This is a genomic window from Proteus hauseri, assembly GCF_004116975.1.
In the GTDB taxonomy this organism is placed as follows: Bacteria; Pseudomonadota; Gammaproteobacteria; order Enterobacterales; family Enterobacteriaceae; genus Proteus; species Proteus hauseri.
Genome location: NZ_CP026364.1, coordinates 3,633,780 through 3,658,330 on the forward strand (window position 1 = coordinate 3,633,780; position 24,551 = coordinate 3,658,330).

The window sequence follows — 24,551 nt, forward strand, 5'->3', positions numbered from 1 at the left end:
GAAGAATTGACTGTAATATTAAAATTTTCCGCAGTAATTAATTACTTTAAGGAAGTATCCGTAAATATATTATATGTTCTTTGTTTTTTGCTAGAAATGATTTAGCTTTAAAGCGTTATATTGATAAAAATCAATATTTAAGCCAAGCTAACGCTATTTCATCTCAAAGAGATAATTAAATGAATCGAAGAAAAATAAAAGATGGATTAAAAAACTTATTATCACTTTATTCCTTATTATAAGAACAATATTACTCTGTTTTTTAAGCAGGATAGACATTTTATTGTCAATAACATTAAATTTATTAGTAATACAAATTTTTTATAAAAAAAAGCCTGAATAAATTCAGGCTTCATGATCAAATATCATTAATTGCAGGTTAAAGTGGATCCACTTTTAAGCACGACACCGCATGACGGAAGCTTCCTTCTAATAGCGGCCGCGTTTTAGCACACTCTTCATCTGCTAGCGGACAACGTGTACGGAAGATGCATCCTGACGGTGGATTAATTGGTGACGGTAATTCACCTTCTAATAAATCAATATGCTTATTACGTTCTTTATCTGGATCTGGAATAGGCACCGCTGACATTAATGCTTTGGTATAAGGATGTAGTGGATGATGATAAACCTCATCATAAGTACCCAGTTCAACAGCATGACCTAAATACATAACTAATACGCGGTCCGAAATATGTTTTACCACGGCAAGATCATGAGCAATAAAGATTAGCGATAATCCCATCTCTTTTTGGATATCTTTAAGCAAGTTAACAACTTGAGCTTGAATAGAAACATCCAGTGCAGAAACAGGCTCATCACAAATAACCAATTTAGGTTCTAAAATTAATGCGCGCGCAATACCAATACGCTGACATTGTCCCCCTGAGAACTCATGAGGATAGCGGTTAATTAAGTTTGGCAATAATCCGACTCGCATCATCATTGCTTTTACTTTCTCAACCACTTCTGTTTGTTTCATTTTAGGCTGATACGTTTTAAGTGGCTCTGCGATAATATCGCCAATGGTCATTCTTGGATTTAATGAGGCCAGAGGATCTTGGAAAATCATTTGAATATCTTGGCGAATATCACGCCATTGTTTATTTCCCATACCCAGCAAATCATTGCCCAGCCAAGAAACTGTACCGCCAGAAGCTTTAACTAGGCCAATAATAGCGCGAGCAAATGTGGATTTACCGCAACCTGATTCACCGACAACACCTAATGTTTCACCTTCATATAAACGCAAAGTGACACCATCAACGGCTTTAAGGCTTTTTTTAGGTTTCCAGAACCACTGTTTATTATCTTGTACATCGAAATAAACTTTTAAATCATTTACTTCAAGAATGACTCTTCTATCTTGTAATGTGGTCTGGGTCATACTAATTCCTCCACCGTTTTAAAGCAGGCTCGCAGTCGTCCTTGTGCAAATTGGTCTAATTGTGGCTCGCTATTTAAACATTTCTCTACTGCATATTGGCAACGAGGTTGGAATGGACATCCTTTAGGTAAACGTAATAAGTTGGGTGGATTACCAGGGATAGTCGCTAAGCGATCATCTTCGCCGTCTAATCGAGGAACCGCTTGTAATAACCCAATAGAGTAAGGATGCGTCGGCTCGTAAAAGATATTGCGAGCACTGCCATATTCCATAGTACGCCCTGCATACATAACTAAAACTTTATCGCAGATACCCGCAACAACACCAAGGTCATGAGTGATCATGATAATGGCAGTATTGAGGTCTGTTTTTAGTTCGTTAAGCAGTGTCATTATTTGCGCTTGCACAGTAACATCTAGCGCAGTCGTTGGTTCATCGGCTATCAGTAATTTAGGCTTACATAATAGTGCCATAGCAATCATCACACGTTGGCGCATTCCTCCTGAGAATTCATGAGGATACATACTCATACGTTTATGTGCTTCTGGCATTTTTACTGCATCTAACATTCTGACTGATTCAGCATAAGCATCGTTTTTGCTCATACCTTTGTGAAGCATAAGCACTTCAATCAGTTGTGAACCCACTTTCATATAAGGGTTTAGTGATGTCATGGGATCTTGAAATATCATTGATATCTCTTCAGCACGCATCTTATTTAATTCACTTTGGCGTAAATTTAAGATTTCGCGACCATTAAAGCTCGCACTGCCTGCTGTTCGGCCATTTTTAGCCAGTAATCCCATTAAGGCGAAGGCGGTTTGCGATTTACCCGAACCTGACTCACCCACAATACCCAGTGTTTCACCTGCAGCTAATTCAAAATTAAGTTTATTAACTGCAGTCACATCACCATCGGGTGTACCAAAAGTAACGCAAAGATCTTTAACACTTAATAGTGACTTATTTGTCGTTGTCATATTGTTCTCCTTAACGATCTTTCGGGTCTAATGCGTCACGTAAGCCATCACCGATAAAGTTAAAGCAAAATAACGTGATAACTAAAAACACAGCAGGGAAAAGTAATAACCAAGGAGAAACTTCCATTGAGTTTGCACCATCGCTTAATAATGCGCCCCAACTACTTAATGGTTCTTGTGTTCCTAAACCTAAAAAGCTTAAGAATGATTCAAACAAAATCATACTTGGCACTAATAATGAAGCGTAAACAACCACAACACCCAATACGTTAGGAACAATATGTCTTAATACAATATTGCGTGATGAAACCCCACAAACCAGCGCAGCTTCAATAAACTCTTTACGTTTTAAGCTAAGTGTTTGTCCCCTTACAATACGCGCCATATCCAACCAAGAAACCATACCAATAGCGACAAATATCAGTAAGATATTTTGTCCAAAGAAGGTCACAAGTAAGATAACAAAAAACATAAATGGGAATGAATTCAAGATTTCAAGCAAACGCATCATAATGGAGTCTGTACGTCCACCAATATAACCCGCCATTGCACCGTAGAGTGTGCCCACAATAACAGCAACAAATGCTGCCGCGATACCTACCATCAATGAAATACGACCACCAATAGCAACACGAACAAGTAAATCGCGACCTGATGAGTCAGTGCCAAAATAGTGCGATGAAGCAAAATCAGGTGCCATCGACATCATATCCCAATCGGTATCGTCGTAAACAAAAGGCGATAGCATGGGAGCAAATATCACAAATAATAGAATACAAAAAAGTAGTACTAAGCTCGTGATTGCGGCTTTATTGTGCATAAAGCGACGACGAGCGTCTTGCCATAAACTACGGCCTTCAATATCTAGCTGCTCAGAGAAATTTCCCAGAGCTTCGCTGTTTTCCTTCAGTGATAACATAACGTGCTCCAGTGTCTCTTAATAACGAATTTTCGGGTCAATAACAGCATATAAAATATCAACAATGGCATTAAAGAAAATCGTTAATGCACCAACGATAATGGTTAAGCTTAATACCAATGAATAGTCACGGTTTAGCGCTCCATTAACAAATAATTGTCCAATACCCGGAAGCCCGAAAATAGTTTCAATTACCATAGAACCCGTAATAATCCCAACAAATGCAGGACCCATATAAGAGATAACTGGCAGTAATGCAGGTTTTAATGCATGACGCAGCACAATTCTTCTCATCGGCAAACCTTTCGCTTTTGCCGTTCTGATAAAGTTTGAATGTAGAATTTCTATCATTGAACTACGGGTAATACGTGAAATACTGGCGATATAAGAGAGTGATAACGCAATCATTGGCAGTAACATATATTGAATTTGACCACCATTCCAACCACCAGCAGGTAGCCAGCGTAACGTGATCGCAAAAACAAGTACTAACAATGGCGCGACAACAAAGCTCGGTATTACCACCCCCGTCATGGCAAAGCTCATAACGGTATAATCCCATTTGGTATTTTGATTCAGTGCGGCTATCACGCCTGCCCCCACACCCAAAATTACCGCAAAGATAAATGCCGAAAGCCCCAATTTTGCTGAAACAGGGAATGCTTTACCGACTAAGGTGTTTACACTGTAGTCTTTATATTTAAAAGAAGGCCCTAAATCCCCTTTCGATAACTGAATCAGATAATCGAAGTATTGCTTATAAATGGGATCATTTAAGTGATATTTTGCTTCAATATTTGCCATCACTTCTGGTGGCAGTTTTCGTTCACCGGTAAAAGGGCTGCCGGGTGCTAAACGCATCATAAAAAACGAAATTGTTATTAGAATAAATAAAGTCGGTATCGCTTCTAAAAAGCGACGAAAAATAAATTTGAGCATTGCCCGTTCCTATAACACAAACCTATTCAGGCGTGACGATAAAAAGACCTTACCTAATTAATAAGCAAGGTCTCGCCCGATTACTTAGCAATAATGTACAAATCTTTAGTATGTACGTTATCTAATGGATCTTTACCTGAATAGCCACCCACATAAGGCTTAACTAAGCGAGTGTTAACATAGTAGTAAAGTGGAACGATGGCTGAATCTTTATCCAATACGCCTTCTGCTTTTTGGTAAATATCAGCACGTTCATCATCAGATTTCACACGCAATGACTCTTTAATCAATGCATCAAATTCTGTGTTTTTATAATGAACGGTATTATTACTGCTGTAAGACAACATCATATTTAAGAATGAAGAGGGTTCGTTATAATCTGCACACCAACCTGCACGCGCAACATCATAAGTCCCTTGGTGACGGGTATCTAAGAATGTTTTCCACTCTTGATTTTCTAATGAGACATCAGCACCTAAGTTTTTCTTCCAAATAGAAGAGGCAGCGATAGCTACTTTCTTATGTAAATCAGAGGTGTTGTAGAGTAATTTAAATTTCAGTGGGTTAGCCTTGTTGTAACCCGCTTCTTCTAACAATTGGCGTGCTCTTTCATTACGCTGTTCTTGTGTCCAAGAAGCAAACCATTCTGGTTTTTTCTCTTTAATGCCATCAGTAAATGGTGGTGTAAAGCCATAAGCTGGGATATCACCTTGATTTTTCACTTTGTAAGTAATGATATCTCTATCCATTGAGAGTTTTAGCGCTTCACGGACACGAGGATCGTTAAATGGTGCTTTCTCATTATTAATTTCATAATAATAAGTACATAAATAAGGGCTTACACGCAGCTCATCGGGGATCTCTTTTTTCAGTTTCTGGAAAAACTCTATCGGCAGATTGCTATATGTCATATCGATTTCACCCGCACGATAGCGGTTTACATCGGTAACTTCAGAAGAGATAGGTAAGAAGGTGACTTTATCAATAACGGTATTTTTATTGTCCCAATACGTTGGGCTGCGCTCTAATACAATACGTTCATTAACTGTCCAATTTTTCAGTGCAAAGGCACCATTCCCGACAAAATTAGCCGGTTGCGTCCATTTTTCACCAAATTTTTCGATAACTTTTTGGTTTACTGGCGACATTGATGAGTGAGCAAGCAATTTTGGTAAGTAAGGAACCGCTTCTGATAGCGTAATTTCTAATGTATTGTTATCTAACGCTTTTACACCTAACTCTGAGGCCTTCTTTTTGCCTGCAATAATATCATCAATATTAACGATATGTGCATATTGTAGGTAGCTTTCATAAGGTGATGCGGTATTAGGATCAGCTAAACGTTGCCAGCTATAAACGAAATCTTGTGCAGTAACGGGCTCACCATTAGACCATTTTGCACCTTCACGAATTTTAAAAGTCCAAACAGTAAAATTTTTGTTTTCCCAACTTGTTGCAGAGCCCGGTAAAATTTCGCCATCAGGCCCGACAATAGTGATCCCTTCAAATAAATCGCGAGCTAATGCAGACTCTGGCACACCTTCAATTTTATGTGGGTCAAGTGATTGAGGTTCAGAACCGTTATTACGTACAAGCACTTGCTTTTCAGCAAGTTTTACACCATTAGGAACAACCGCCGCATTAGCACTGATTGCAGCCAAACCAAAAACTGCGCCTATCGCTATCGCCAGTGCACTCTTTTTATTTAAACTTATCATTTTATAAAATACTCCCAGTTAGTGAGTTGGTTGTTCAACAACCTTATCTGTGATGTTACTGTTGTGCTTTTAGAACGTTTTACACAACTTATTGTTTTACAATAAATATTTCAATTTTATTACGTTGTCATCTATGCGTTATCGCATGATGTAATTATAATTTTTGTGCCGTTATATTTTTTGTGTAGTAGTTTTTATTCTGTACTTTATTTAAATATCTAAACTGCAAACCACTTTTTGATAAATAAAATCAGATATTGCTATAGAACCTTTATGACTTATCAGTTTTAGTCATCAACTGTTATAAAATAGCGCTTTAAGTCCGTATAATCAAAGGGGTCTTTGCCTGTAAATCCGCCAACGGTTGGACTAACCAATCTAACACTCACACGATAATAAATAGGAACTATCGCTGAGTCCTTGTCTAACAAGGCTTCAGCTCGTTGATAGAGTTGATGTCGGGCACCATTATCGACAGCAAGTAATGCATTCTCTAATGCTTGGTCATATTCTTTATTTTCATAAAAAATAGTATTTAAGCTGCTTGTTGAGAGAAATGAGTTTAAGAATGAGGTTGGTTCGTTGTAATCGGCGCACCATGTTGCCCTTGCCACTTGGTAATTACCTTGGTTGCGACTTTCTAATGCTGTTTTCCATTCTTGATTTTGTAAAGTGACATTAGCGCCAATATTTTTCTTCCACATTGACGCCGCAGCAATGGCTTGTTGTTTATTTTGGTCTGATGTGTTGTAGAGCAGCGTAAAAGATAATGGATGCTGACTATCAAAACCGGCTTCTTTTAATAACTCTCTCGCCCTTTCATTACGTTGTTGTTGTGTCCAACTAGACCATTTAGGTGCTTTAAAATTACCGTTACCAATAAAAGAGGGAGTAAAAGTGTAAGCTGGTATCTGCCCTTGCCCCATTATTTGCTCTGCAATAATTTGGCGATCAATACTTAATTTAACCGCTTCACGAACACGTACATCATCGAAAGGAGCGCGCTTATTATTTAATTCATAAAAAAAAGTGCATAAATAAGGTGTAATATGCAAATTTTGTGGCTGTTCTTGTTTCATTTTTTTATATAAAACAGGAGGAATTGCGCTATTGGTAATTTGTATTTCACCGCTACGATAACGATTAATATCGCTGGTTTCTGAGCTTAATGGCAAGAATATGGCTTGTTCAATAATGGTGTTTTTATTATCCCAGTAGAGTGGGTTACGTTTTAGCGTCACCTTTTCATTTACTACCCAGTTATCGAGTAAATAAGCGCCATTACCAACAAAATTCTCGGGACGAGTCCAATTCACACCATACTTTTCTACAATGTCTTTTTTAACTGGTTTTAATGATGTGTGATTAAGCATATCCACTAAATAAGGAATAGGCTGAGTTAATGTAACGCGTAATGTATGTTCATCTATTGCCTTTATTCCCAACGTTTCAGGTTTTTTTTTGCCATTAAGAATATCTGCGATATTTTCAACATAGGCATATTCTAGATAGCTTGCATAAGGAGAGCCAGTTTTAGGATCGGCTAATCGACGCCAGCTATAAACAAAATCTTCTGCGCTAACAGGTGTGCCATCACTCCATTTAGCATCATCACGCAAATAAAATATCCATATTTTGTTATCTTCTGTTTCCCAACGTTGAGCAACACCCGGTATATTTTCACCATTAGGGCCAACATAAACCAAGCCTTCAAGAAGGTTTAAAATAATATTACTTTCAGGTGCACCCTCTACTTTATGAGGATCAAGCGAAGAAACTTCAGTGCCATTATTAATAACAATATGCTGCTGTTTAGAAAGTACTGTACCCTCAGGAGGGGTTGCGGCATAAGAAAAAGAGGACATTAACGCAAGTGAAACAAGACTTGCTGAAAGAGTCATTTTAGTAATCATGTTATTTTTCACTGGCACCTCTCCTAATAAATTAATATTTATAGCGGGGTCACTCTTGAAACAGCGCAGATAGTCTTGCTATTGCAACATAAAAGTATCGTTTTTATAGAACACATCAGATAATGGCCAGATAAAATAGATAGCTATACTCCCATTTTTTACACTTATCGTAAAAATTGTCAATTAATGCAATATTCTTCTCACTTAACTTTATTTAGCCCCGACATGTTCTATCTTATCGAAATAAAAAAATACTATCCAAATAGATAAAACAACAAATAAACATTTAATTAACATTGCGCAACTTTTATAGATAGAAAACCTACATAGCTCACAGAATTAATATAATAAATGCGCCTTTTACCCTAGATGCAGAACTTTGTTATGTTCCATTTGTAAGAAATTTCATAATGAAATTAATTTTAAACATAGTTAAATCGCTCTTTAGAATAAAGAACAAATCAAATCAGCACATATTTTATGATTAATAAAGAATCACTTTTATTATTTATTTTTAAAATTTAATCTATTAATTGAAGTGACCATGATGCTAAACCTTTTTATCTACAATATCTCTTTGATTTAAATAAAAACACCTCAATGTTAATATTTAGCATTGAGGTGTTCTAATATAACAACAATAACAATTGTGTTTATTACGACTTAGCTACTGTTTTATTTTTTTGACTGAAACCATTGCAGCTTTTCATTTAAAGTCACCACATCACCCACAATAATTAAAGATGGGCTTTCCATTGTTTTGGCCATTTCACTCAATTGATGCAACTGTCCAGCTATCATTTTCTGACAAGCTAACGTTCCTTTTTCAATGATAGCCACAGGTGTTGTTGAACTCATATTTTGGCTTAATAGCTTTTCTTGAATAAATGCCGCTTTAGCCAGTCCCATATAAAATACTAATGTTTGATTTTTCTGTGCAATACATTGCCATTGAGCGTCATTAAGCCCTTTACCATGCCCGGTAATAAATCGAACGCTTTGAGCATAATCACGATGCGTTAAAGGAATACCCGCATAAGTTGTACACCCTGATGCTGCAGTAATTCCAGGTACGACAGAAAAAGGAATTTGGCTATCTATTAACGCTTCTAGTTCTTCGCTACCTCGGCCGAAAATAAAAGGATCTCCCCCTTTTAATCTCACAACACGTTTTCCTGCTGTCGCTTCGTTGATCAATATTTGGTTGATTTCATCTTGCGCTACGCAATGAAAACCCGCTTGTTTACCAACATAAATACGCTGCGCATCTCTACGCACTAATGCCATCACTTCATCAGAAACCAGCCTATCATAAACCACGACATCTGCTTGCTGACATTGTTGTAGCCCTTTGATAGTCATTAAGCCCGCATCTCCCGGCCCAGCCCCCACTAATGCCACACTGCCCTGAGGTGGTATTGTGGCAGAAAAAAGCTGATTGATACGTTGCTCAATACCGTTATCTCTTTTAGCTTCTATTTCTGCTTGTAATGCTTTGTCGGCAAAAAATTGCTCCCAAAAATGACGTCTGGCCGTTATTGACGTAAAATGTTGTTTAACTTTGGATCTTAGTTTTCCGGCTATATCAGCAACAACACCTAATGATGTAGGTAATAATTGTTCGACTTTTTCTCGTAAAATACGGGCTAATACAGGCGCTTTTCCGCCCGATGAAATCGCTACCATAATAGGCGAACGGTCAATCACAGAAGGCATAATGAAACTTGCTTGCTCTGGTGAATCAACCACATTACAAAAGATTTGTTTTTCACTCGCAGTTTGAAAAACCTGTTGATTGACTTGTTCATTGTCTGTTGCTGCAATTACAAGCCATTTACCAAGTAAATAATCAACACTAAATGATGCCTTGATACAAGTGAGTTTTTGCTCTGTTTGCCACTGTATAAATTGCGGCGTAAAGCTAGGTGCAACAACTGAGAGTATGGCTCCCGCATCTATCAGTAATCTTGCTTTACGTTCAGCAATTTCACCGCCACCGACTAATAAACAAGGTTTATCTTTTAGCTGGCAGAATATTGGAAAATAATCCATATTCGTTCCCCCTTCTTTATTAGTTGGGACTATTTACCCGTGCGTACACTGACTATATTGCCTTCGACTTTGACATCAAACTGTCTGATCGAGAAGTTTTCATCTTCAAGGCAATGACCATCCGTTAAACGAAAATGCTGTTTTTTTAATGGGCTGACGATATACAACTCATTGTCATGTTCAGCAATTAATCCTCGCGATAACACACTAGAATGCGCAAAGGGATCAATATTACTTAATGCATATAGTCGTTCATCATGATAAGGACGGAATATCGCTACATGATCTTGTTCCACCAGCGCACAAATACCTGTTCCCGGTGTAATATCATCTAATTGGCAAACTGCTATCCATTGACTCATGATTGCGCCTCCTCTGTTACCATTTTGATATCAATTCGTTCATCTAAACGCGCTGGGCGATGTTGAAAACGCTCTTTTACCATTTGAACAGTCGGATCAGGCATTGGATTGTTAATAAAGTGAGCAAAACGTTTCAATGCATTAGGTGAATCAACCGTTTCTTTCCATTCACAAGCAACCCGCTCTTGTAAGGATTTTAGCTCTTTCCCGAGTTGTGTATTTAAACCCAATTTGTCGTGAATAATGACATCTCGTAAATATTCAATACCGCCTTCTAAGTTTTCTAACCAAACAGAAGTGCGTTGTAATTTATCGGCTGTACGAATATAAAACATCAGAAAGCGGTCGATATAATGGACTAGCGTTTCTTCATCAAGATCAGCTGCAAATAGATCACCATGTCGAGGTTTCATACCACCATTACCGCCGAAATAAAGGTTCCAACCTTTATCTGTGGCAATGATCCCGACATCTTTTCCTTGTGCCTCAGAACATTCCCGAGTACAGCCTGAAACACCAAATTTTATTTTGTGAGGCGCTCTTATACCTTTGTAGCGATGCTCTAAAGCAACACCTAAGCCGATACTATCGCCAACCCCAAAACGGCACCAACTGTTACCTACACAGGTTTTTACCATGCGTAATGCTTTGGCATAGGCATGTCCCGTTTCAAATCCCGCAGCAATTAGCTTTTGCCAAATCGCAGGTAGATCTTGTTTATGAGCACCAAACATGGCCATACGTTGTGAGCCCGTAATTTTGGTGTAAAGATTGTATTCTTGTGCAATTTGGCCAATGGCGATAATGCCGGCGGGTGTAATTTCGCCCCCTGGAGAACGGGGAATAATGGAATAAGTTCCATCTTTTTGCATATTGGCAAGGAAGTTGTCATTCGTATCTTGTAGGGGAACAAGGTCATCACGTAAAATATAGTCATTCCAGCAAGATGCCAACAAAGAGCCGACTGTTGGTTTACAAACTTCGCAACCATAACCTTGCCCATGCTTTTCTAATAATTCATCAAAGCTTTTCAGCCCTTCAACACGGATAAGATGATAGAGTTCTTGGCGAGAATAGTGAAAATGCTCACAAAGATGATGATTAACTTCAATACCTTGCTTGGCTAATTCAGCATTTAACACTTGTGTAATAAGAGGTATGCAACCACCACAACCAGTGCCCGCTTTCGTTTCTGATTTAATGGCTGCAACAGTGTGGCATCCATGTTCAATAGCTTGAATAATCTCGCCTTTGGTTACATCAAAACAAGAGCAAATTTGAGCACTTTCCGGTAGAGAATCAACACCTATCGCGGGCTTACTCCCAGCATGAGCCGGTAAAATTAAGGTGTCAGGATGATCAGGTAATTCGATACTATTTAACGATAATTGCAACAGGTTGCCATAGTCTTCTGTATCACCGACCAACACAGCGCCTAATAAGTATTTGTTATCCTCACTCACAATCAGGCGTTTATAAATTTCTTTACCTTCATCTAAATAAATATAGCTGCGGCACCCTGCTTGACGACCATGAGCATCACCAATTCCCCCCACATCAACGCCCAATAATTTCAATTTCGCACTTAAATCAGCACCTTGGAACTTTGTGTTATGACCTAGCAGATGATCAACGGCGACTTGCGCCATCTTATAACCGGGTGCAACTAAACCAAAAGTTTTATTGTGCCACGAAGCACATTCACCTATCGCATAGATGTCAGGATCAGAAGTCTGGCAGTAATCATTTATGGTGATACCCCCTCTTGGGGCAATATCTAAACTGCATTGGCGAGCGAGTTTATCTTTCGGCCGAATACCTGTAGAGAAAACAATAAAATCGACTTCAAGGGAGGAGCCATCAGCAAATTGTAACGTTTTACGTGCTTGTGTGCCCGTTGATAAGATTTCTTGGGTATTTTTAGCCGTGTGAACTTTTACCCCCATTCGTTCTATTTTTCGTTTAAGTTGCTCGCCACCTAATGTATCTAACTGTTCGGCCATTAAAGTAGGAGCAAACTCAATAACATGGGTTTCAACGCCTAAACTTTTTAATGCGCCAGCCGCTTCTAACCCTAATAGCCCGCCGCCGATCACCGCACCTTTACGGCTGATACGCGCACAGGATTCAATTGCATTAAGATCTTCAATAGTCCGATAAACAAAACAATCTGGTGAGTTATTGCCTTTAATGGTGGGGATCCACGGATAAGAGCCTGTTGCCATGACTAATTTATCATAGCTAACACAACGCCCAGTATTAGTATGAACAAGCTTCTCTTCACGATTGATAGTGATAACACGCTCACCTATCAATACTTCGACCTGATGCTTTTCATAATATCCCTCTTTTACTAAAGAGAGTTCTTCGGCCGTATGATGAGAAAAATAAGAGGAGAGATGAACCCTATCATAAGCAACTCGCGGTTCTTCGCAAAAAACAACGATGTGATATTCTTCACTTCCACCTTTATCAATTAGCTCTTCGATATAACGATGGCCAACCATTCCGTTACCGATAACCGCGAGTGTTTTCTTGCTCATTTTCGCCTCAAATTTAAAGATATCTAAAGCTAAAATACGAGACTACTCATAAGATATATTGATGGATATCAAATGCAGCTTAATCAATTCAGCTACTACAACTTAATAGTCAATTACCATTAAAAAAATACCACTAAAGTAGTATCTGACTTTCTTTTTTTCCCCTAATAATTATTCCTCAACTATTATGAATAATGTTCTCTTATACCTTTACGTTATATATAAGCGTAATTAAAACTTTGCGAATTAATCACGTTTTACCTAAGTTGACTTCACAAAGTAATAACTAAGAAGTTATTCGCATAACGATTTTAGCTATACCGTCTCAGGGAGTGTCTTATGAAAGCAAAATTACTGTCGCTATTGGTTGTTGGTGCACTTTCAGCACCTGCGTTTGCAGCAACACCCGCAAATACGTTAATTGTTGTACAAGGGTTAGATGATCTTGTCAGTCTTGATCCCGCAGAAAGTAACGAGCTTTCGAGTATTCAAACGATACCCAGCTTATATCAGCGTATTGTGCAACCCAATCGTGATAACCCTGAAATAAATGAACCTATTTTAGTTGAAAGCTGGCAAGCAAATCCGCAACAGAAATCTATCGTGTTTAAAATAAAGCCGGAGGCGAAATTTGCTTCGGGTAATCCTGTTCGTCCTGAGGATATTTTATTCTCTTACCAGCGTGCAATTACCATGAATAAATCACCTGCATTTATTTTAAATGTATTAGGTTGGAAGGCAGATAATATTGCTTCGCAACTTAAAAAAATCAGTGATAACGAATTTGAAGTACGTTGGACAGCAGATGTTAGCCCTGATGTAGTATTAAATATCCTCTCTACTCCGATAGCTTCTATCGTTGATGAAAAACTTATTGCTGCACATATCAAAAATAATGATTTTGGTAATAGTTGGCTGAAAATGCATTCAGCTGGCAGTGGCGCTTATAAAATGCGCGCTTATCAACCACGCCAAGCTATTGTATTAGAAGCAAATCCACTTTCACCAACGGGTGCACCTAAAACAGCCAATATCATTATTAAAAATGTGCCTGATCCGGCATCAAGACGTTTATTAATAGAAAAAGGTGATGCTGATATTGCTCGTGATTTAGGCACTGACCAAACCGCAGCATTAGCGGGTAAAGCGGGGATCCAAATTGTTAATATCCCTTCAGCTGAACAAGTTTATATGGCGTTTAATACTGCAAGCGGCAATTCGGTCTTAAATCAACCCGCATTTTGGCAAGCAGCACGTTATCTTATCGATTATAAAGGTATTACTGAAGATTTAATGCGTGGACAATATTTTATCCACCAAAGTTTTTTACCTGTCGGTTTACCAGGCGCATTAGAAGATAATCCTTTTACTTTTGATCCTGAAAAAGCAAAAGCAATTTTGGCGCAAGCCGGAATTACAAACGCTCGCTTTACCTTAGATGTTGAAAATAAAGTGCCTTATATTACGGTAGCGCAATCTATACAGGCAAGTTTTGCTCAAGCTGGCGTACAGGTTGATTTATTACCTGCCGCGGGTAGCCAAGTTTATACTCGTGTTCGTGCTAAACAGCATCAAGCCGCGATCCGTTTTTGGATCCCAGATTATTTTGATGCGCATTCAAATGCGAGTGCCTTTGCTTATAACGATGGACAATCCAATACTGTTGCTTGGTTAAATGGCTGGCAGATCCCTGAATTAAGCAAACAGACGCTTGCTGCATTAAATGAAGCAGATAAAACTAAGCGCCAGAATTTATACACTGAAATGCAAAAAGAACTACAACGCAGCTCACCTTATGTGTTTATTGACCAAGGTAAAAACCAGATTGTTTTACGTGATAACGTAAAAGGCTACGCTCAAGGTCTTAATGCAGATATGGTCTATTATGACAAAGTAACTAAATAATATTTTCTCAACCACTCGTTATAGTGATATTTCGAGTGGTTATTTTTGTCATTTATTCTGTTATTTAATTAGGCTATTGCTGTATGAATACTGCTATTGCTTTACCTTCTCGCCTAAAAAGCCAGTTGATAACCTTTGCTCAAGGATTATTAACACTGACGCTGACCCTATTAGGGTTACTTATCATCACCTTTACCCTTTCGTCATTTTCTCCTGTTGATCCTGTGCTACAAATTGTTGGTGATCACGCCAGTATCGAGACATACAATCAGGTAAAGCACGAATTAGGGTTAGATTTACCGATTTACAGTCAATTTTTTCATTATGTTGCCGCATTATTAGAGGGGCAGTTAGGAACAGCAACCTCAACTGGACAACCGGTTATCGACGATCTATTGACCACATTTCCAGCGACTCTTGAATTAGCCACAGTAGCTTTGCTAATTGGGGCGAGTTTAGGCATTTTATTTGGTGTATTGTGCGCGCGTTTTGTCGGCACTCCACTCGATTTTATCTTACGTACTTTTACGTTATTAGGCAGTTCAGTTCCTGTATTTTGGTTAGGTCTTATTTTACTACTTATTTTTTATGCCACACTACAGTGGACAGCAGGCCCCGGCCGATTAGATGATATTTATCAGTTCACTATCGAGCCCGTAACTGGATTTGCATTAATAGATACTTTGCTTGCGGGCGATAAAGATGCTTTTTTTAATGCTATCTCACACCTTATTTTACCTGTTTCTTTGCTTGCCTATTTCGCATTAGCTTCTATTACGCGATTAACTCGATCTGCCTGTCTAAATGAGATGGATAAAGAGTATGTCACTTTAGCTAGAGCAAAAGGTGTGAGTGAATTACGTATTCTTTTTACTCATGTTTTACCTAATATCCGAGGGGTATTAATGACCATTATTGCCCTTTCTTACACTGGCATGTTAGAAGGTGCGGTATTAACAGAAACAGTATTTTCTTGGCCTGGTATTGGTCGATATCTCACAACAGCGCTATTTGCTGGCGATGCTACTGCGATTATGGGTGGAACATTGGTGATCGGGCTCTGCTTTGTTTTTATTAATAATATGACGGATATGCTTATTCGTTTAACTGATCCGAGGCTTCGCTAATGTTAACTCGATTTCTAACTAAAATAGCGCGTTCTCCTTCAGCCTTAATCGGTTTATTACTACTGATTTTATTATGTGCTATTGCATTATTTGCACCTTGGTTGGCACCACAAGATCCCAATTGGCAAAATGCAGCTCAGCGATTACTGGCTCCTAATGCTCAACATTGGTTGGGCACTGATAACTATGGTCGCGATATTCTTTCTCGTGTGATTTACGGTACTCGTCCTATGTTAGGTCTAGTGGGCCTTGTTGCGCTTATCACCCTGCCATTAGGTTTATTAATTGGTATTTTGTCTGGTTACTATGGTGGTTGGACAGAACGTATTTTGATGCGTTTTACCGATGTTGTGATGTCGATGCCCTCGCTTATTTTAGCGTTTGCTTTTGTCGCAATGCTTGGCCCAGGTCTGCTTAATGGCGCGCTCGCTTTAGCACTTACGGCATGGCCGGCTTATGCCAGACAAGCTCGCAGTGAAATTCAACACCTGCGTAATAGTGATTATCTAGCCGCTGCTGAAATGATGGGAATTAAGGGCTTTCGGTTACTTTGGGGGCACATATTACCCCTATGCCTTCCTTCGGCAATAGTACGCCTGGCGTTAAATCTTGCGGTTATTATTCTTGCGGCGGCTGGATTAGGTTTTCTAGGATTAGGCGCTCGCCCGCCTATGGCTGAATGGGGAGCTATGATTGCAGAAGGTATGCCGGTTATTTTTGACCAATGGTGGGTTGCCGCAATCCCCGGCGCGGCCATTTTAATCAGTAGCCTTGCTTTTAATCTGTTAGGTGATGGCTTACGTGATTTATTAGGAGACGCTAATGAGTAATACTCCTTTAATTGAGGTAGACAAACTCTGTATTGATTATCCAAGCGCAAGAGTGGTAAATAATGTTTCATTTTCATTAGGGCAAGAACGCTTAGCCCTTGTTGGTGAATCTGGCTCAGGAAAATCAATGACAGCACGATCCCTAATGGGATTAGTGCGCAAACCGGGAAAAGTTAGCGCAAATAAATTAATGTTAGCGGGGGAGAATTTACTGAATTATTCTCCTCGACAATGGAATAACGTGCGCGGCAAAACAATCTCAATGATATTGCAAGATCCTCGTTACGCACTTAATCCTGTAAAAACCATCTATCAGCAAATTGATGAATCAGTAAAACTACATCAAACGCTCTCTCATCAAGATAGACGTCAATTAATCATCGAAACACTGTTAGCAGTGGGGTTACCTGAGCAAAATATTTATCGTTATCCCGGTGAATTATCCGGCGGTATGGGACAACGAGCGATGATTGCTATCGCGCTAATTAATAATCCCACCATTTTGATTGCTGATGAACCGACTTCAGCGCTAGATGCACAGTTACGCCACCAAATTCTTGAATTAATCATTACACAGTGCGAACAACGAAAAATGGGATTGTTGTTAATCAGCCATGATTTACCGCTGGTATCAGAATATTGCGAACGCGTAATGGTGATGTATCAAGGTGAGCAAGTTGATGAACTCAGCGCAAAAGCGTTACCAGAAGCAACGCATCCCTACACGCGTACACTCTGGACATGTAGACCCAGTGCAAAAACCTATGGTACTGAGTTACCTGTATTAGATAGAACGCTTAATTTCAAGGGGCTCTATAATGCTAATTGATGTTCATAACTTACAGGTCCGCTTTGAACAGGGAAGACAAATTAAGCAGGTTGTTAATAATATTAATTTGCAAGTAAAACAAGGTGAAACTTTTAGTCTTATTGGCCGCTCTGGTTGTGGTAAATCAACGGTTTTACGGGTTATTGCTGGGCTATTGCGCCAATGGCAAGGCGACATATCGCTACTAGGACAATCGATTCAGCCTCACCAACGTTTTCAAGGTAGATTACGACGTAATGTGCAAATGGTGTTTCAAGATCCTTATGCATCGCTGCATCCACAACATCGTATTGAACGCGCATTTTCAGAGCCATTAAAAATCCATCAAATTTCATTTGATCATTCAACAATTAGTCATGCATTAGAGCAAGTTGGTTTGCCAGCAGATATCGTTAGTCGTTATCCACATCAACTTTCTGGTGGTCAACGCCAACGCGTTGCAATAGCAAGGGCTTTATTATTGCAGCCGCAATTATTGTTACTGGATGAGCCAACATCGGCGTTGGATATGTCTGTTCAAGCAGAAATACTCAATCTGCTTAATGAACTAAAAAAACAGCATAATATGACCTATTTACTCGTAAGCCATGATGCTGATGTTATTGCTCATATGTCTGATAGAGCCGCATTAATGGAGAATGGTGAATTAACACGACATTATGATAGAGAGGCGTTGTCACAAGGGATCCATCGCCTTGATAGTCATTAAAGAAAAGTAAATAAAAGAAAAAATAAGAGCAGTATGGATGGGATTTATACTGCTCTTTTTTATGCGACTATGCGACTACACAGTGTTTAGACTAACAATCCCGGAAAAATAGAGCGTAAACCGGTAACAATAAATTCAATACCTAAAGACATTAATAATAAGCCCATTATACGAGTCACTACGTTAATGCCCGTTTGTCCTAAATATTTTACTAATAATGTTGCACTGCGGAAAAGTAACCAACAACAGAATGCGAAAAAGATACTGGTTGCAGCTAATCCTAAAAAGTTAGTAAAACCTTCCCAGCGAGAGCTCCATACAATACAAGAACTAATAGCCCCGGGCCCAGCCATCAAGGGTAATGCTAGAGGAACAACAGCAACACTACTACGCACCGCTGATTCATTCCGTTCTTGATTATTTTGTTTATCTTCTCCTAAACGCCCATTAATCATAGTCATTGCGATAGTAACAATGAGCATTCCTCCTGCTATCCTAAATGAATCGATAGAAATACCAAAAATATTCAGGATAGAGTCCCCTACTAAAAGAGAGGTAACTAAAATGATGGCAACGGAGCCATTTGCAATCAAGTTAGTTTTATTACGTCCTGCATCAGTTTGATAACTTGTCATACTAATAAAGACAGGCAAGATCCCAACCGGGTTGACAATAGCAAAAAGACCAACAAAAAATTTTATATAACCGGATAAATCCAGCAATGACCCCATGAAAAGCCCCTTCTTGGCTAATAAACATGCGTATTATTCTACTCACGATAAAATAACTACAAAAAATGCGCGTTACTTTAAATCAATAAACCAGTTAATTCTATTAGTTAACAAGTTTTTACCTAAAATTTTCTCTGGCAAACAGATCTCATTGTAGTGATTTAATTTTATATTCAAATAAAGCTTACTACAAAAAAATAGTTCAACTTTATAAAGAAATGATAATCATTATCACAAAAAGCCATGCTGAAAGGTGTCAGCTTGTGTTTTTTGTGACTTAAATCACGTTAATTAATTAGAAAGATGGTAAGCTGTTATCAATAGGAAAAAGAAATCCAATTTGAAAATATATTTGCGTTGGTTATTGTTTTTTCTGAGCTTTTTAAGCAAATTAGGGCGGCTAATTATTATTACATAAATAAGTACATTACCCCTTATCTGGGCTATTCTTATTAGTGTTGATTTAAACAGCTAATTTGCTTAAAAAGTTTAACATTTTATCAGGAGTCTCTTTATGTCTGTAACTAACGTTACTGAACTCAATGATTTGGTTGCTCGTGTAAAAAAAGCTCAGCTTGAATTTGCTAACTTCTCGCAAGAAAAAGTTGATGCCATTTTCCGTGCCGCTGCACTAGCCGCTGCTGATGCTCGTATCCCTCTTGCAAAATTGGCTGTTGAAGAGTCTGGCATGGGTATTATCGAAGATAAAGTGATTAAAAACCACTTTGCTTCTGAGTATATCTACAATGCTTATAAAGATGAAAAAACCTGCGGGATTTTATCTGAAGATTTAACTTATGGCACAATGACCATTGCTGAACCTATCGGTATTATTTGTGGTATTGTCCCAACAACCAATCCAACTTCTACCGCGATTTTTAAAGCGCTTATCAGCTTAAAAACGCGTAATGGTATTATTTTCTCTCCACATCCACGTGCAAAATTAGCCACTAACCGCGCAGCTGAAATCGTATTAAAAGCAGCTATCGCAGCGGGTGCACCAAAAGATATTATTGGCTGGATCGATGAACCTTCAGTCGCTCTTTCTAACGCATTAATGCACCATGACGATATAAACCTGATCTTAGCGACAGGTGGTCCTGGTATGGTAAAAGCGGCTTATAGCTCAGGTAAACCAGCAATTGGTGTAGGTGCAGGTAATACACCTGTTGTTATTGATGATTCTGCGGATGTCAAACGTGCTGTCGCTTCCATTCTCATGTCTAAAACCTTCGATAATGGTGTTATTTGTGCGTCAGAACAATCTGTTATCGTGGTAGACAGCGTTTATAAACAAGTTCGTGAACGCTTCTCTACTCATGGTGGTTACATTTTAACGGGTAAAGACTTAAAAGCAGTTCAAGATATCATCTTAAAAGACGGTAACTTAAACGCCGCTATCGTAGGTCAACCGGCAACAAAAATTGCAGAAATGGCGGGCATCACTGTACCAGCAAATACCAAAATTCTGATTGGTGAAGTGAAAGAAACAACGCCAGCAGAACCTTTTGCTCACGAAAAATTATCGCCACTATTAGCGATGTATCATGCTGAAACATTTGAAAGTGCGGTACACAAAGCTGAAAAATTAGTTGAGATGGGCGGTATTGGTCATACTTCTTGTTTATATACAGACCAAGATAACCAACCTGAACATGTTGCCTATTTTGGCGACAAAATGAAGACTTCACGTATTCTAATTAATACCCCTGCTTCTCAAGGCGGTATCGGTGACTTGTATAACTTTAAACTTGCACCTTCTCTGACGCTAGGCTGTGGTTCATGGGGTGGCAATTCCATTTCTGAAAACGTAGGGCCTAAACACCTTATCAACACTAAAACCGTGGCGAAAAGAGCAGAGAATATGTTGTGGCATAAACTTCCTAAATCTATCTATTTCCGCCGTGGTTGTTTACCTATCGCGCTGGAAGAAATCGCAAGTGACGGTAAAAAACGTGCTTTCATCGTAACCGATAGTTTCTTATTTAATAATGGTTATGTTGATGAAGTGACTCGTGTACTGAAAAAATTTGGTGTTGAAACTGAAATTTTCTTTGAAGTTGAAGCAGACCCAACCTTAAGTGTTGTACGTAAAGGTGCTGAGCAAATGCATAGCTTCAAGCCCGATGTGATTATCGCATTAGGTGGTGGTTCACCAATGGATGCGGCTAAAATCATGTGGGTTATGTATGAGCATCCAGAAACTCATTTTGAAGAATTAGCATTACGCTTTATGGATATCCGTAAACGTATCTATAAATTCCCTAAAATGGGTGTAAAAGCACAAATGGTTGCAATCACAACCACTTCGGGTACGGGTTCTGAAGTTACTCCGTTTGCGGTTGTTACTGATGATGAAACAGGCCAAAAATATCCATTAGCAGACTACGCATTAACACCAGATATGGCGATTGTAGATGCTAACTTGGTGATGAATATGCCTAAATCACTGTGTGCATTTGGTGGTTTAGATGCAGTAACTCACGCATTAGAAGCTTATGTTTCTGTATTAGCGAATGAATATTCTGATGGACAAGCGTTGCAAGCACTGAAATTGCTGAAAGAATATCTGCCAGCAAGCTACCATGAAGGTGCTAAAAACCCAGTTGCTCGTGAGCGTGTTCATAATGCGGCAACGATTGCAGGTATTGCATTTGCGAACGCATTCCTTGGGGTTTGTCACTCAATGGCGCATAAATTGGGCTCTGAGTTCCATATTCCACACGGCTTAGCAAACGCCCTACTTATCTCTAACGTTATTCGTTATAACGCGAATGATAACCCAACTAAACAAACTGCATTTAGCCAATATGACCGCCCTCAAGCGCGTCGTCGTTATGCTGAAATTGCTGACCATTTAGAGTTATCAGCACCGGGAGATCGCACCGCAGCTAAAATTGAAAAATTATTAGCATGGTTAGAAGAGATGAAATCTTCATTAGGTATTCCATCTTCTATTCGTGAAGCGGGTGTTCAAGAAAGTGATTTCTTAGCGAAAGTAGATAAGTTATCTGAAGATGCATTCGATGACCAATGTACTGGCGCTAACCCACGTTATCCGCTGATTTCTGAATTAAAACAATTATTACTTGATACTTATTATGGCCGTGAATTTAGCGAACATTTAGACGTAGAAGTAAAAGAAGAAGCTAAAGTTACGAAAAAAAGTAATAAGAAATAATCGAAAGATTCTGTGTTCAGAATACCCTCATGTTTTTGATTAATAAAAACCCAGCTGAAAGGCTGGGTTTTCTTTTATATCTAAATAAGTTATCTCGAGCATGACATCTTACATAGTTGTTTCATGGTAAGTATTTATACGTATGTAAATTGCATTTTATCTATTGATAATTACCAATCTATAATTCACTAGTGATAAAAAGCGTTGTAATTAATGTTAAACGCTTTATTGAGTAAGCCATAGCTTTGCCCTAGATAATGACAATAATTGCCATAGAATCGATTACAGTAAGTTGTTACCTTCCCTCACTAGTCGTATTTTACATTTACTATTCAATTTTTATTCTTTTTACATCGTAATTAGATAGCCGTTATTTTTATAATACTTCCTTATACTCTGTAACATGAAAAATGTGTTAACGGTTATTAGTTCTTTAAGCTACCGACTTGCTGTCTTAATTTTATGACCATACTTATTGGTTACTTTCTTGTTTCATCAAATTCATCCTCTATTTTATCTATAAAAATAAAGCTAAGAGCACAATTTATGCAATATAAGGCTTAATATTTGATTTATGGCAACAGCACACCGAAACCACGACAAAGGGCGTTAGCACTAAAAAATGAGCTTTTAAAATGAGCATGTGCAATCAAATAAAACAAACAATAATTTTAACGAAAAAATTTCAGGAATAAGCTGTGGCATATTCTCATCAATAACAACATTTCAATAATGTATTAGCGAAAAAATTTCTCGCTATATTTAAAGTTTATCATCACCAATATACAAGGTTATTTGTTCCATCCTTACTACTAAATACCACTTTAGTAGTAGAAAAATAGAGGCGTTTGAGCAGATATGTTTATCACATTTGTAAATTTATTTAAAAACTGAACATTCCAAATAATTCATTTAACGAATACATAAGTAATGATATAAAAATTTCACACCATTAAATGTAAGGGAAAAAAACAAAAAATTTGTGTATATAGTTATCTTTATCCAATTTCATTAAACTATGAATAATATGTATAATATGAATACATCAAATGTATATCATTAGTATCATTTGTAAAAAACAATATCAGCATCACAAAACAAACAGCATAAATCGATTTGATTATCTTTTTCTTGATTAAAGATAATGAAATTTCTCAAGCAAATAAACATTTCTAGGTAAAAGCTAACATTTTTTTACACCCAGAAATTATTGCCGAATAAACTTGATATAAAAAGAAGCAATAAAACAACTAAAATAAAGTAATAGATAAACTATTTTTAGCTTTGATAGAGAAAGATTTTTATTTATTAGTTATTTTTATCCCCCTCTCGTGTCATTATTATTTAGCAAAAGAGGGGAAATAAGGAGGTTACTCTTGTTCGATGCTCCCTTTTAGCGTTGCTTGCGTATAATGTTTACGACATACTGAAACATATTTTTCATTTCCACCAATTTCAACTTGGTCACCATCTGAAAGTACATTCCCTTCATTATCTAAACGCAATACTTTATTTGCTTTTCGCCCGCAATAGCAGACTGTTTTTAGTTCTACAAGCTTATCAGCCCATGCTAATAAATAAGCACTTCCTGTGAAAAGCTCGCCTCTGAAATCAGTTCTTAAGCCATAAGTGAGCACAGGAATATCATAGCTATCTGTTATTTCACAAAGCTGTTCTACGTGTGCCTTACTTAAGAATTGGCATTCATCAATCAATACACAATGAATAGCCTCTTTGTTATTCTCCGTAACAATAACATCCCTAATATTCATATCATCGCTAAATAGTAATGCATCCGCACTTAATCCTATTCTTGAGCTGATTTTTCCCTTTGCAAAACGTGTATCAATAGCTGCTGTGAAAATCAGTGTCCGCATTCCTCGTTCATTATAGTTATAAGAAGATTGCAATAAAGATGTTGATTTTCCAGCATTCATAGCTGAATAATAAAAGTAAAGCTGAGCCATCAGCTCTCTCCCTAAATAGTGTTTATTATGGCGAGCGACAGTTTAACATAAACAAACTGCAAATTTTCAATAACAACTATTTATTACCTTTATTTGTATTTTCAATATACCTTAAAAAGATGTAGATAGTAGATAGCCCTAATCTTTGTATAAAAAATAAATAGCCTTAATAAGTACTTAACATATTAAAACAATCCTTGATATACGCTTATTAAAGTATGAAAGTTAGTCTTAATGCATTTATAGAAAAAAGTCCGTTATTATAAAAAAATGAACAAAGCTTTCTATTCTTTTACATTAGCGTTATCATCAGTTAAAAGATGCATTTCCTTACTAATATTTCCTTTATTGACTAAAGATGCCTCAACTTTTAATATTTTTTTTGTAAAGATATTACTTTAGAAAAAAGAAATTTTACGTTAGGTTTGTATTTAGCTATTGCAGAAATTTAAATAGCAA

At 37.9% G+C, this 24,551-nt stretch carries 17 protein-coding genes; 6 read left to right on the top strand and 11 right to left on the bottom strand.

Annotated elements, in window-relative coordinates; all coding sequences use genetic code 11:
• Positions 1-379: 379 nt before the first annotated feature.
• From oppF to nirB, 9 genes are all read right to left on the bottom strand, one after another.
• Complete coding sequence (gene oppF / locus PH4a_RS16670; RefSeq protein WP_064720122.1) at positions 380-1,387, bottom strand: murein tripeptide/oligopeptide ABC transporter ATP binding protein OppF; 1,008 nt, start codon at positions 1,385-1,387, stop codon at positions 380-382.
• Positions 1,384-2,367 carry an ABC transporter ATP-binding protein gene (gene oppD / locus PH4a_RS16675; RefSeq protein WP_129041366.1) on the bottom strand — a complete coding sequence of 328 codons (984 nt, stop codon included), beginning with the start codon at positions 2,365-2,367 and terminating at the stop codon, positions 1,384-1,386. Before oppD ends, oppF begins: the two co-directional genes overlap by 4 nt.
• A 10-nt stretch (positions 2,368-2,377) precedes the next feature.
• The gene (oppC, locus tag PH4a_RS16680; protein ID WP_129041368.1) at positions 2,378-3,286 is read right to left on the bottom strand and encodes an oligopeptide ABC transporter permease OppC; all 909 of its coding nucleotides are present in this window, start codon (positions 3,284-3,286) and stop codon (positions 2,378-2,380) included.
• A gap of 18 nt (positions 3,287-3,304) precedes the next feature.
• The gene (gene oppB, locus PH4a_RS16685; RefSeq protein WP_064720125.1) at positions 3,305-4,225 is read right to left on the bottom strand and encodes an oligopeptide ABC transporter permease OppB; all 921 of its coding nucleotides are present in this window, start codon (positions 4,223-4,225) and stop codon (positions 3,305-3,307) included.
• 80 nt (positions 4,226-4,305) lie between these two features.
• Positions 4,306-5,943 (bottom strand): oligopeptide ABC transporter substrate-binding protein OppA, encoded by a 1,638-nt coding sequence (gene oppA, locus PH4a_RS16690; protein ID WP_129041370.1) that lies wholly within the window; start codon positions 5,941-5,943, stop codon positions 4,306-4,308.
• Between the two features lie 287 nt (positions 5,944-6,230).
• Positions 6,231-7,856: an ABC transporter substrate-binding protein gene (locus PH4a_RS16695; RefSeq protein WP_129041964.1), complete on the bottom strand. Its 1,626-nt coding sequence runs from the start codon at positions 7,854-7,856 to the stop codon at positions 6,231-6,233.
• A 675-nt stretch (positions 7,857-8,531) separates the two neighbouring features.
• Positions 8,532-9,908, bottom strand: a complete 1,377-nt coding sequence (cysG, locus tag PH4a_RS16700) for a siroheme synthase CysG (protein WP_129041373.1) — start codon at positions 9,906-9,908, stop codon at positions 8,532-8,534.
• A 29-nt stretch (positions 9,909-9,937) separates the two neighbouring features.
• Positions 9,938-10,270: a nitrite reductase small subunit NirD gene (gene nirD / locus PH4a_RS16705; protein ID WP_129041375.1), complete on the bottom strand. Its 333-nt coding sequence runs from the start codon at positions 10,268-10,270 to the stop codon at positions 9,938-9,940.
• Positions 10,267-12,813: a nitrite reductase large subunit NirB gene (nirB, locus tag PH4a_RS16710; protein WP_129041377.1), complete on the bottom strand. Its 2,547-nt coding sequence runs from the start codon at positions 12,811-12,813 to the stop codon at positions 10,267-10,269. The genes nirD and nirB overlap by 4 nt, the downstream gene beginning before the upstream one ends.
• Before the next feature lie 339 nt (positions 12,814-13,152).
• On the opposite strand from nirB, the gene PH4a_RS16715 reads away from it, so the two are divergent.
• The 5 genes from PH4a_RS16715 (at position 13,153) to PH4a_RS16735 (ending at position 18,213) form a co-directional block, all read left to right on the top strand.
• A complete protein-coding gene (locus tag PH4a_RS16715) occupies positions 13,153-14,718 on the top strand; it encodes an ABC transporter substrate-binding protein (protein WP_129041379.1) in 1,566 nt (521 codons plus the stop codon).
• An 83-nt stretch (positions 14,719-14,801) separates the two neighbouring features.
• On the top strand, positions 14,802-15,845 hold the full coding sequence (locus PH4a_RS16720; RefSeq protein ID WP_129041382.1) for an ABC transporter permease: 1,044 nt from the start codon (positions 14,802-14,804) through the stop codon (positions 15,843-15,845).
• Positions 15,845-16,675 (top strand): ABC transporter permease, encoded by an 831-nt coding sequence (locus tag PH4a_RS16725; protein WP_129041384.1) that lies wholly within the window; start codon positions 15,845-15,847, stop codon positions 16,673-16,675. The genes PH4a_RS16720 and PH4a_RS16725 overlap by 1 nt, the downstream gene beginning before the upstream one ends.
• Positions 16,668-17,504, top strand: coding sequence for an ABC transporter ATP-binding protein (locus PH4a_RS16730; RefSeq protein ID WP_129041386.1), 837 nt, complete (start codon positions 16,668-16,670; stop codon positions 17,502-17,504). The genes PH4a_RS16725 and PH4a_RS16730 overlap by 8 nt, the downstream gene beginning before the upstream one ends.
• Positions 17,491-18,213 (top strand): ABC transporter ATP-binding protein, encoded by a 723-nt coding sequence (locus PH4a_RS16735; RefSeq protein WP_208730501.1) that lies wholly within the window; start codon positions 17,491-17,493, stop codon positions 18,211-18,213. The genes PH4a_RS16730 and PH4a_RS16735 overlap by 14 nt, the downstream gene beginning before the upstream one ends.
• Positions 18,214-18,299: 86 nt before the next feature.
• Here the strand turns inward: PH4a_RS16735 and PH4a_RS16740 are convergent, their stop codons facing one another.
• Positions 18,300-18,944 carry a YchE family NAAT transporter gene (locus PH4a_RS16740; RefSeq protein WP_064720135.1) on the bottom strand — a complete coding sequence of 215 codons (645 nt, stop codon included), beginning with the start codon at positions 18,942-18,944 and terminating at the stop codon, positions 18,300-18,302.
• Between the two features lie 514 nt (positions 18,945-19,458).
• On the opposite strand from PH4a_RS16740, the gene adhE reads away from it, so the two are divergent.
• Positions 19,459-22,125 (top strand): bifunctional acetaldehyde-CoA/alcohol dehydrogenase, encoded by a 2,667-nt coding sequence (gene adhE / locus PH4a_RS16745; protein WP_129041390.1) that lies wholly within the window; start codon positions 19,459-19,461, stop codon positions 22,123-22,125.
• Positions 22,126-23,495: 1,370 nt separating this feature from the next.
• Here adhE and PH4a_RS16750 read toward each other — a convergent pair.
• Entirely contained in the window at positions 23,496-24,092 is a 597-nt protein-coding gene (locus PH4a_RS16750) for a thymidine kinase (RefSeq protein ID WP_129041392.1), read from the bottom strand.
• Positions 24,093-24,551: the final 459 nt, after the last annotated feature.

What these genes read in the sequence shown, in the direction of transcription:
- PH4a_RS16715 (WP_129041379.1), top strand. Translation starts at nt 13,153, where the DNA reads ATGAAAGCAAAATTACTGTCGCTATTGGTTGTTGGTGCACTTTCAGCA.
- adhE (WP_129041390.1), top strand. Translation starts at nt 19,459, where the DNA reads ATGTCTGTAACTAACGTTACTGAACTCAATGATTTGGTTGCTCGTGTA.
- PH4a_RS16720 (WP_129041382.1), top strand. Translation starts at nt 14,802, where the DNA reads ATGAATACTGCTATTGCTTTACCTTCTCGCCTAAAAAGCCAGTTGATA.
- oppD (WP_129041366.1), bottom strand. Translation starts at nt 2,367, where the DNA reads ATGACAACGACAAATAAGTCACTATTAAGTGTTAAAGATCTTTGCGTT.
- PH4a_RS16725 (WP_129041384.1), top strand. Translation starts at nt 15,845, where the DNA reads ATGTTAACTCGATTTCTAACTAAAATAGCGCGTTCTCCTTCAGCCTTA.
- oppC (WP_129041368.1), bottom strand. Translation starts at nt 3,286, where the DNA reads ATGTTATCACTGAAGGAAAACAGCGAAGCTCTGGGAAATTTCTCTGAG.
- oppB (WP_064720125.1), bottom strand. Translation starts at nt 4,225, where the DNA reads ATGCTCAAATTTATTTTTCGTCGCTTTTTAGAAGCGATACCGACTTTA.
- nirB (WP_129041377.1), bottom strand. Translation starts at nt 12,813, where the DNA reads ATGAGCAAGAAAACACTCGCGGTTATCGGTAACGGAATGGTTGGCCAT.
- PH4a_RS16750 (WP_129041392.1), bottom strand. Translation starts at nt 24,092, where the DNA reads ATGGCTCAGCTTTACTTTTATTATTCAGCTATGAATGCTGGAAAATCA.
- PH4a_RS16730 (WP_129041386.1), top strand. Translation starts at nt 16,668, where the DNA reads ATGAGTAATACTCCTTTAATTGAGGTAGACAAACTCTGTATTGATTAT.
- nirD (WP_129041375.1), bottom strand. Translation starts at nt 10,270, where the DNA reads ATGAGTCAATGGATAGCAGTTTGCCAATTAGATGATATTACACCGGGA.
- PH4a_RS16740 (WP_064720135.1), bottom strand. Translation starts at nt 18,944, where the DNA reads ATGGGGTCATTGCTGGATTTATCCGGTTATATAAAATTTTTTGTTGGT.
- oppA (WP_129041370.1), bottom strand. Translation starts at nt 5,943, where the DNA reads ATGATAAGTTTAAATAAAAAGAGTGCACTGGCGATAGCGATAGGCGCA.
- cysG (WP_129041373.1), bottom strand. Translation starts at nt 9,908, where the DNA reads ATGGATTATTTTCCAATATTCTGCCAGCTAAAAGATAAACCTTGTTTA.
- oppF (WP_064720122.1), bottom strand. Translation starts at nt 1,387, where the DNA reads ATGACCCAGACCACATTACAAGATAGAAGAGTCATTCTTGAAGTAAAT.
- PH4a_RS16695 (WP_129041964.1), bottom strand. Translation starts at nt 7,856, where the DNA reads ATGATTACTAAAATGACTCTTTCAGCAAGTCTTGTTTCACTTGCGTTA.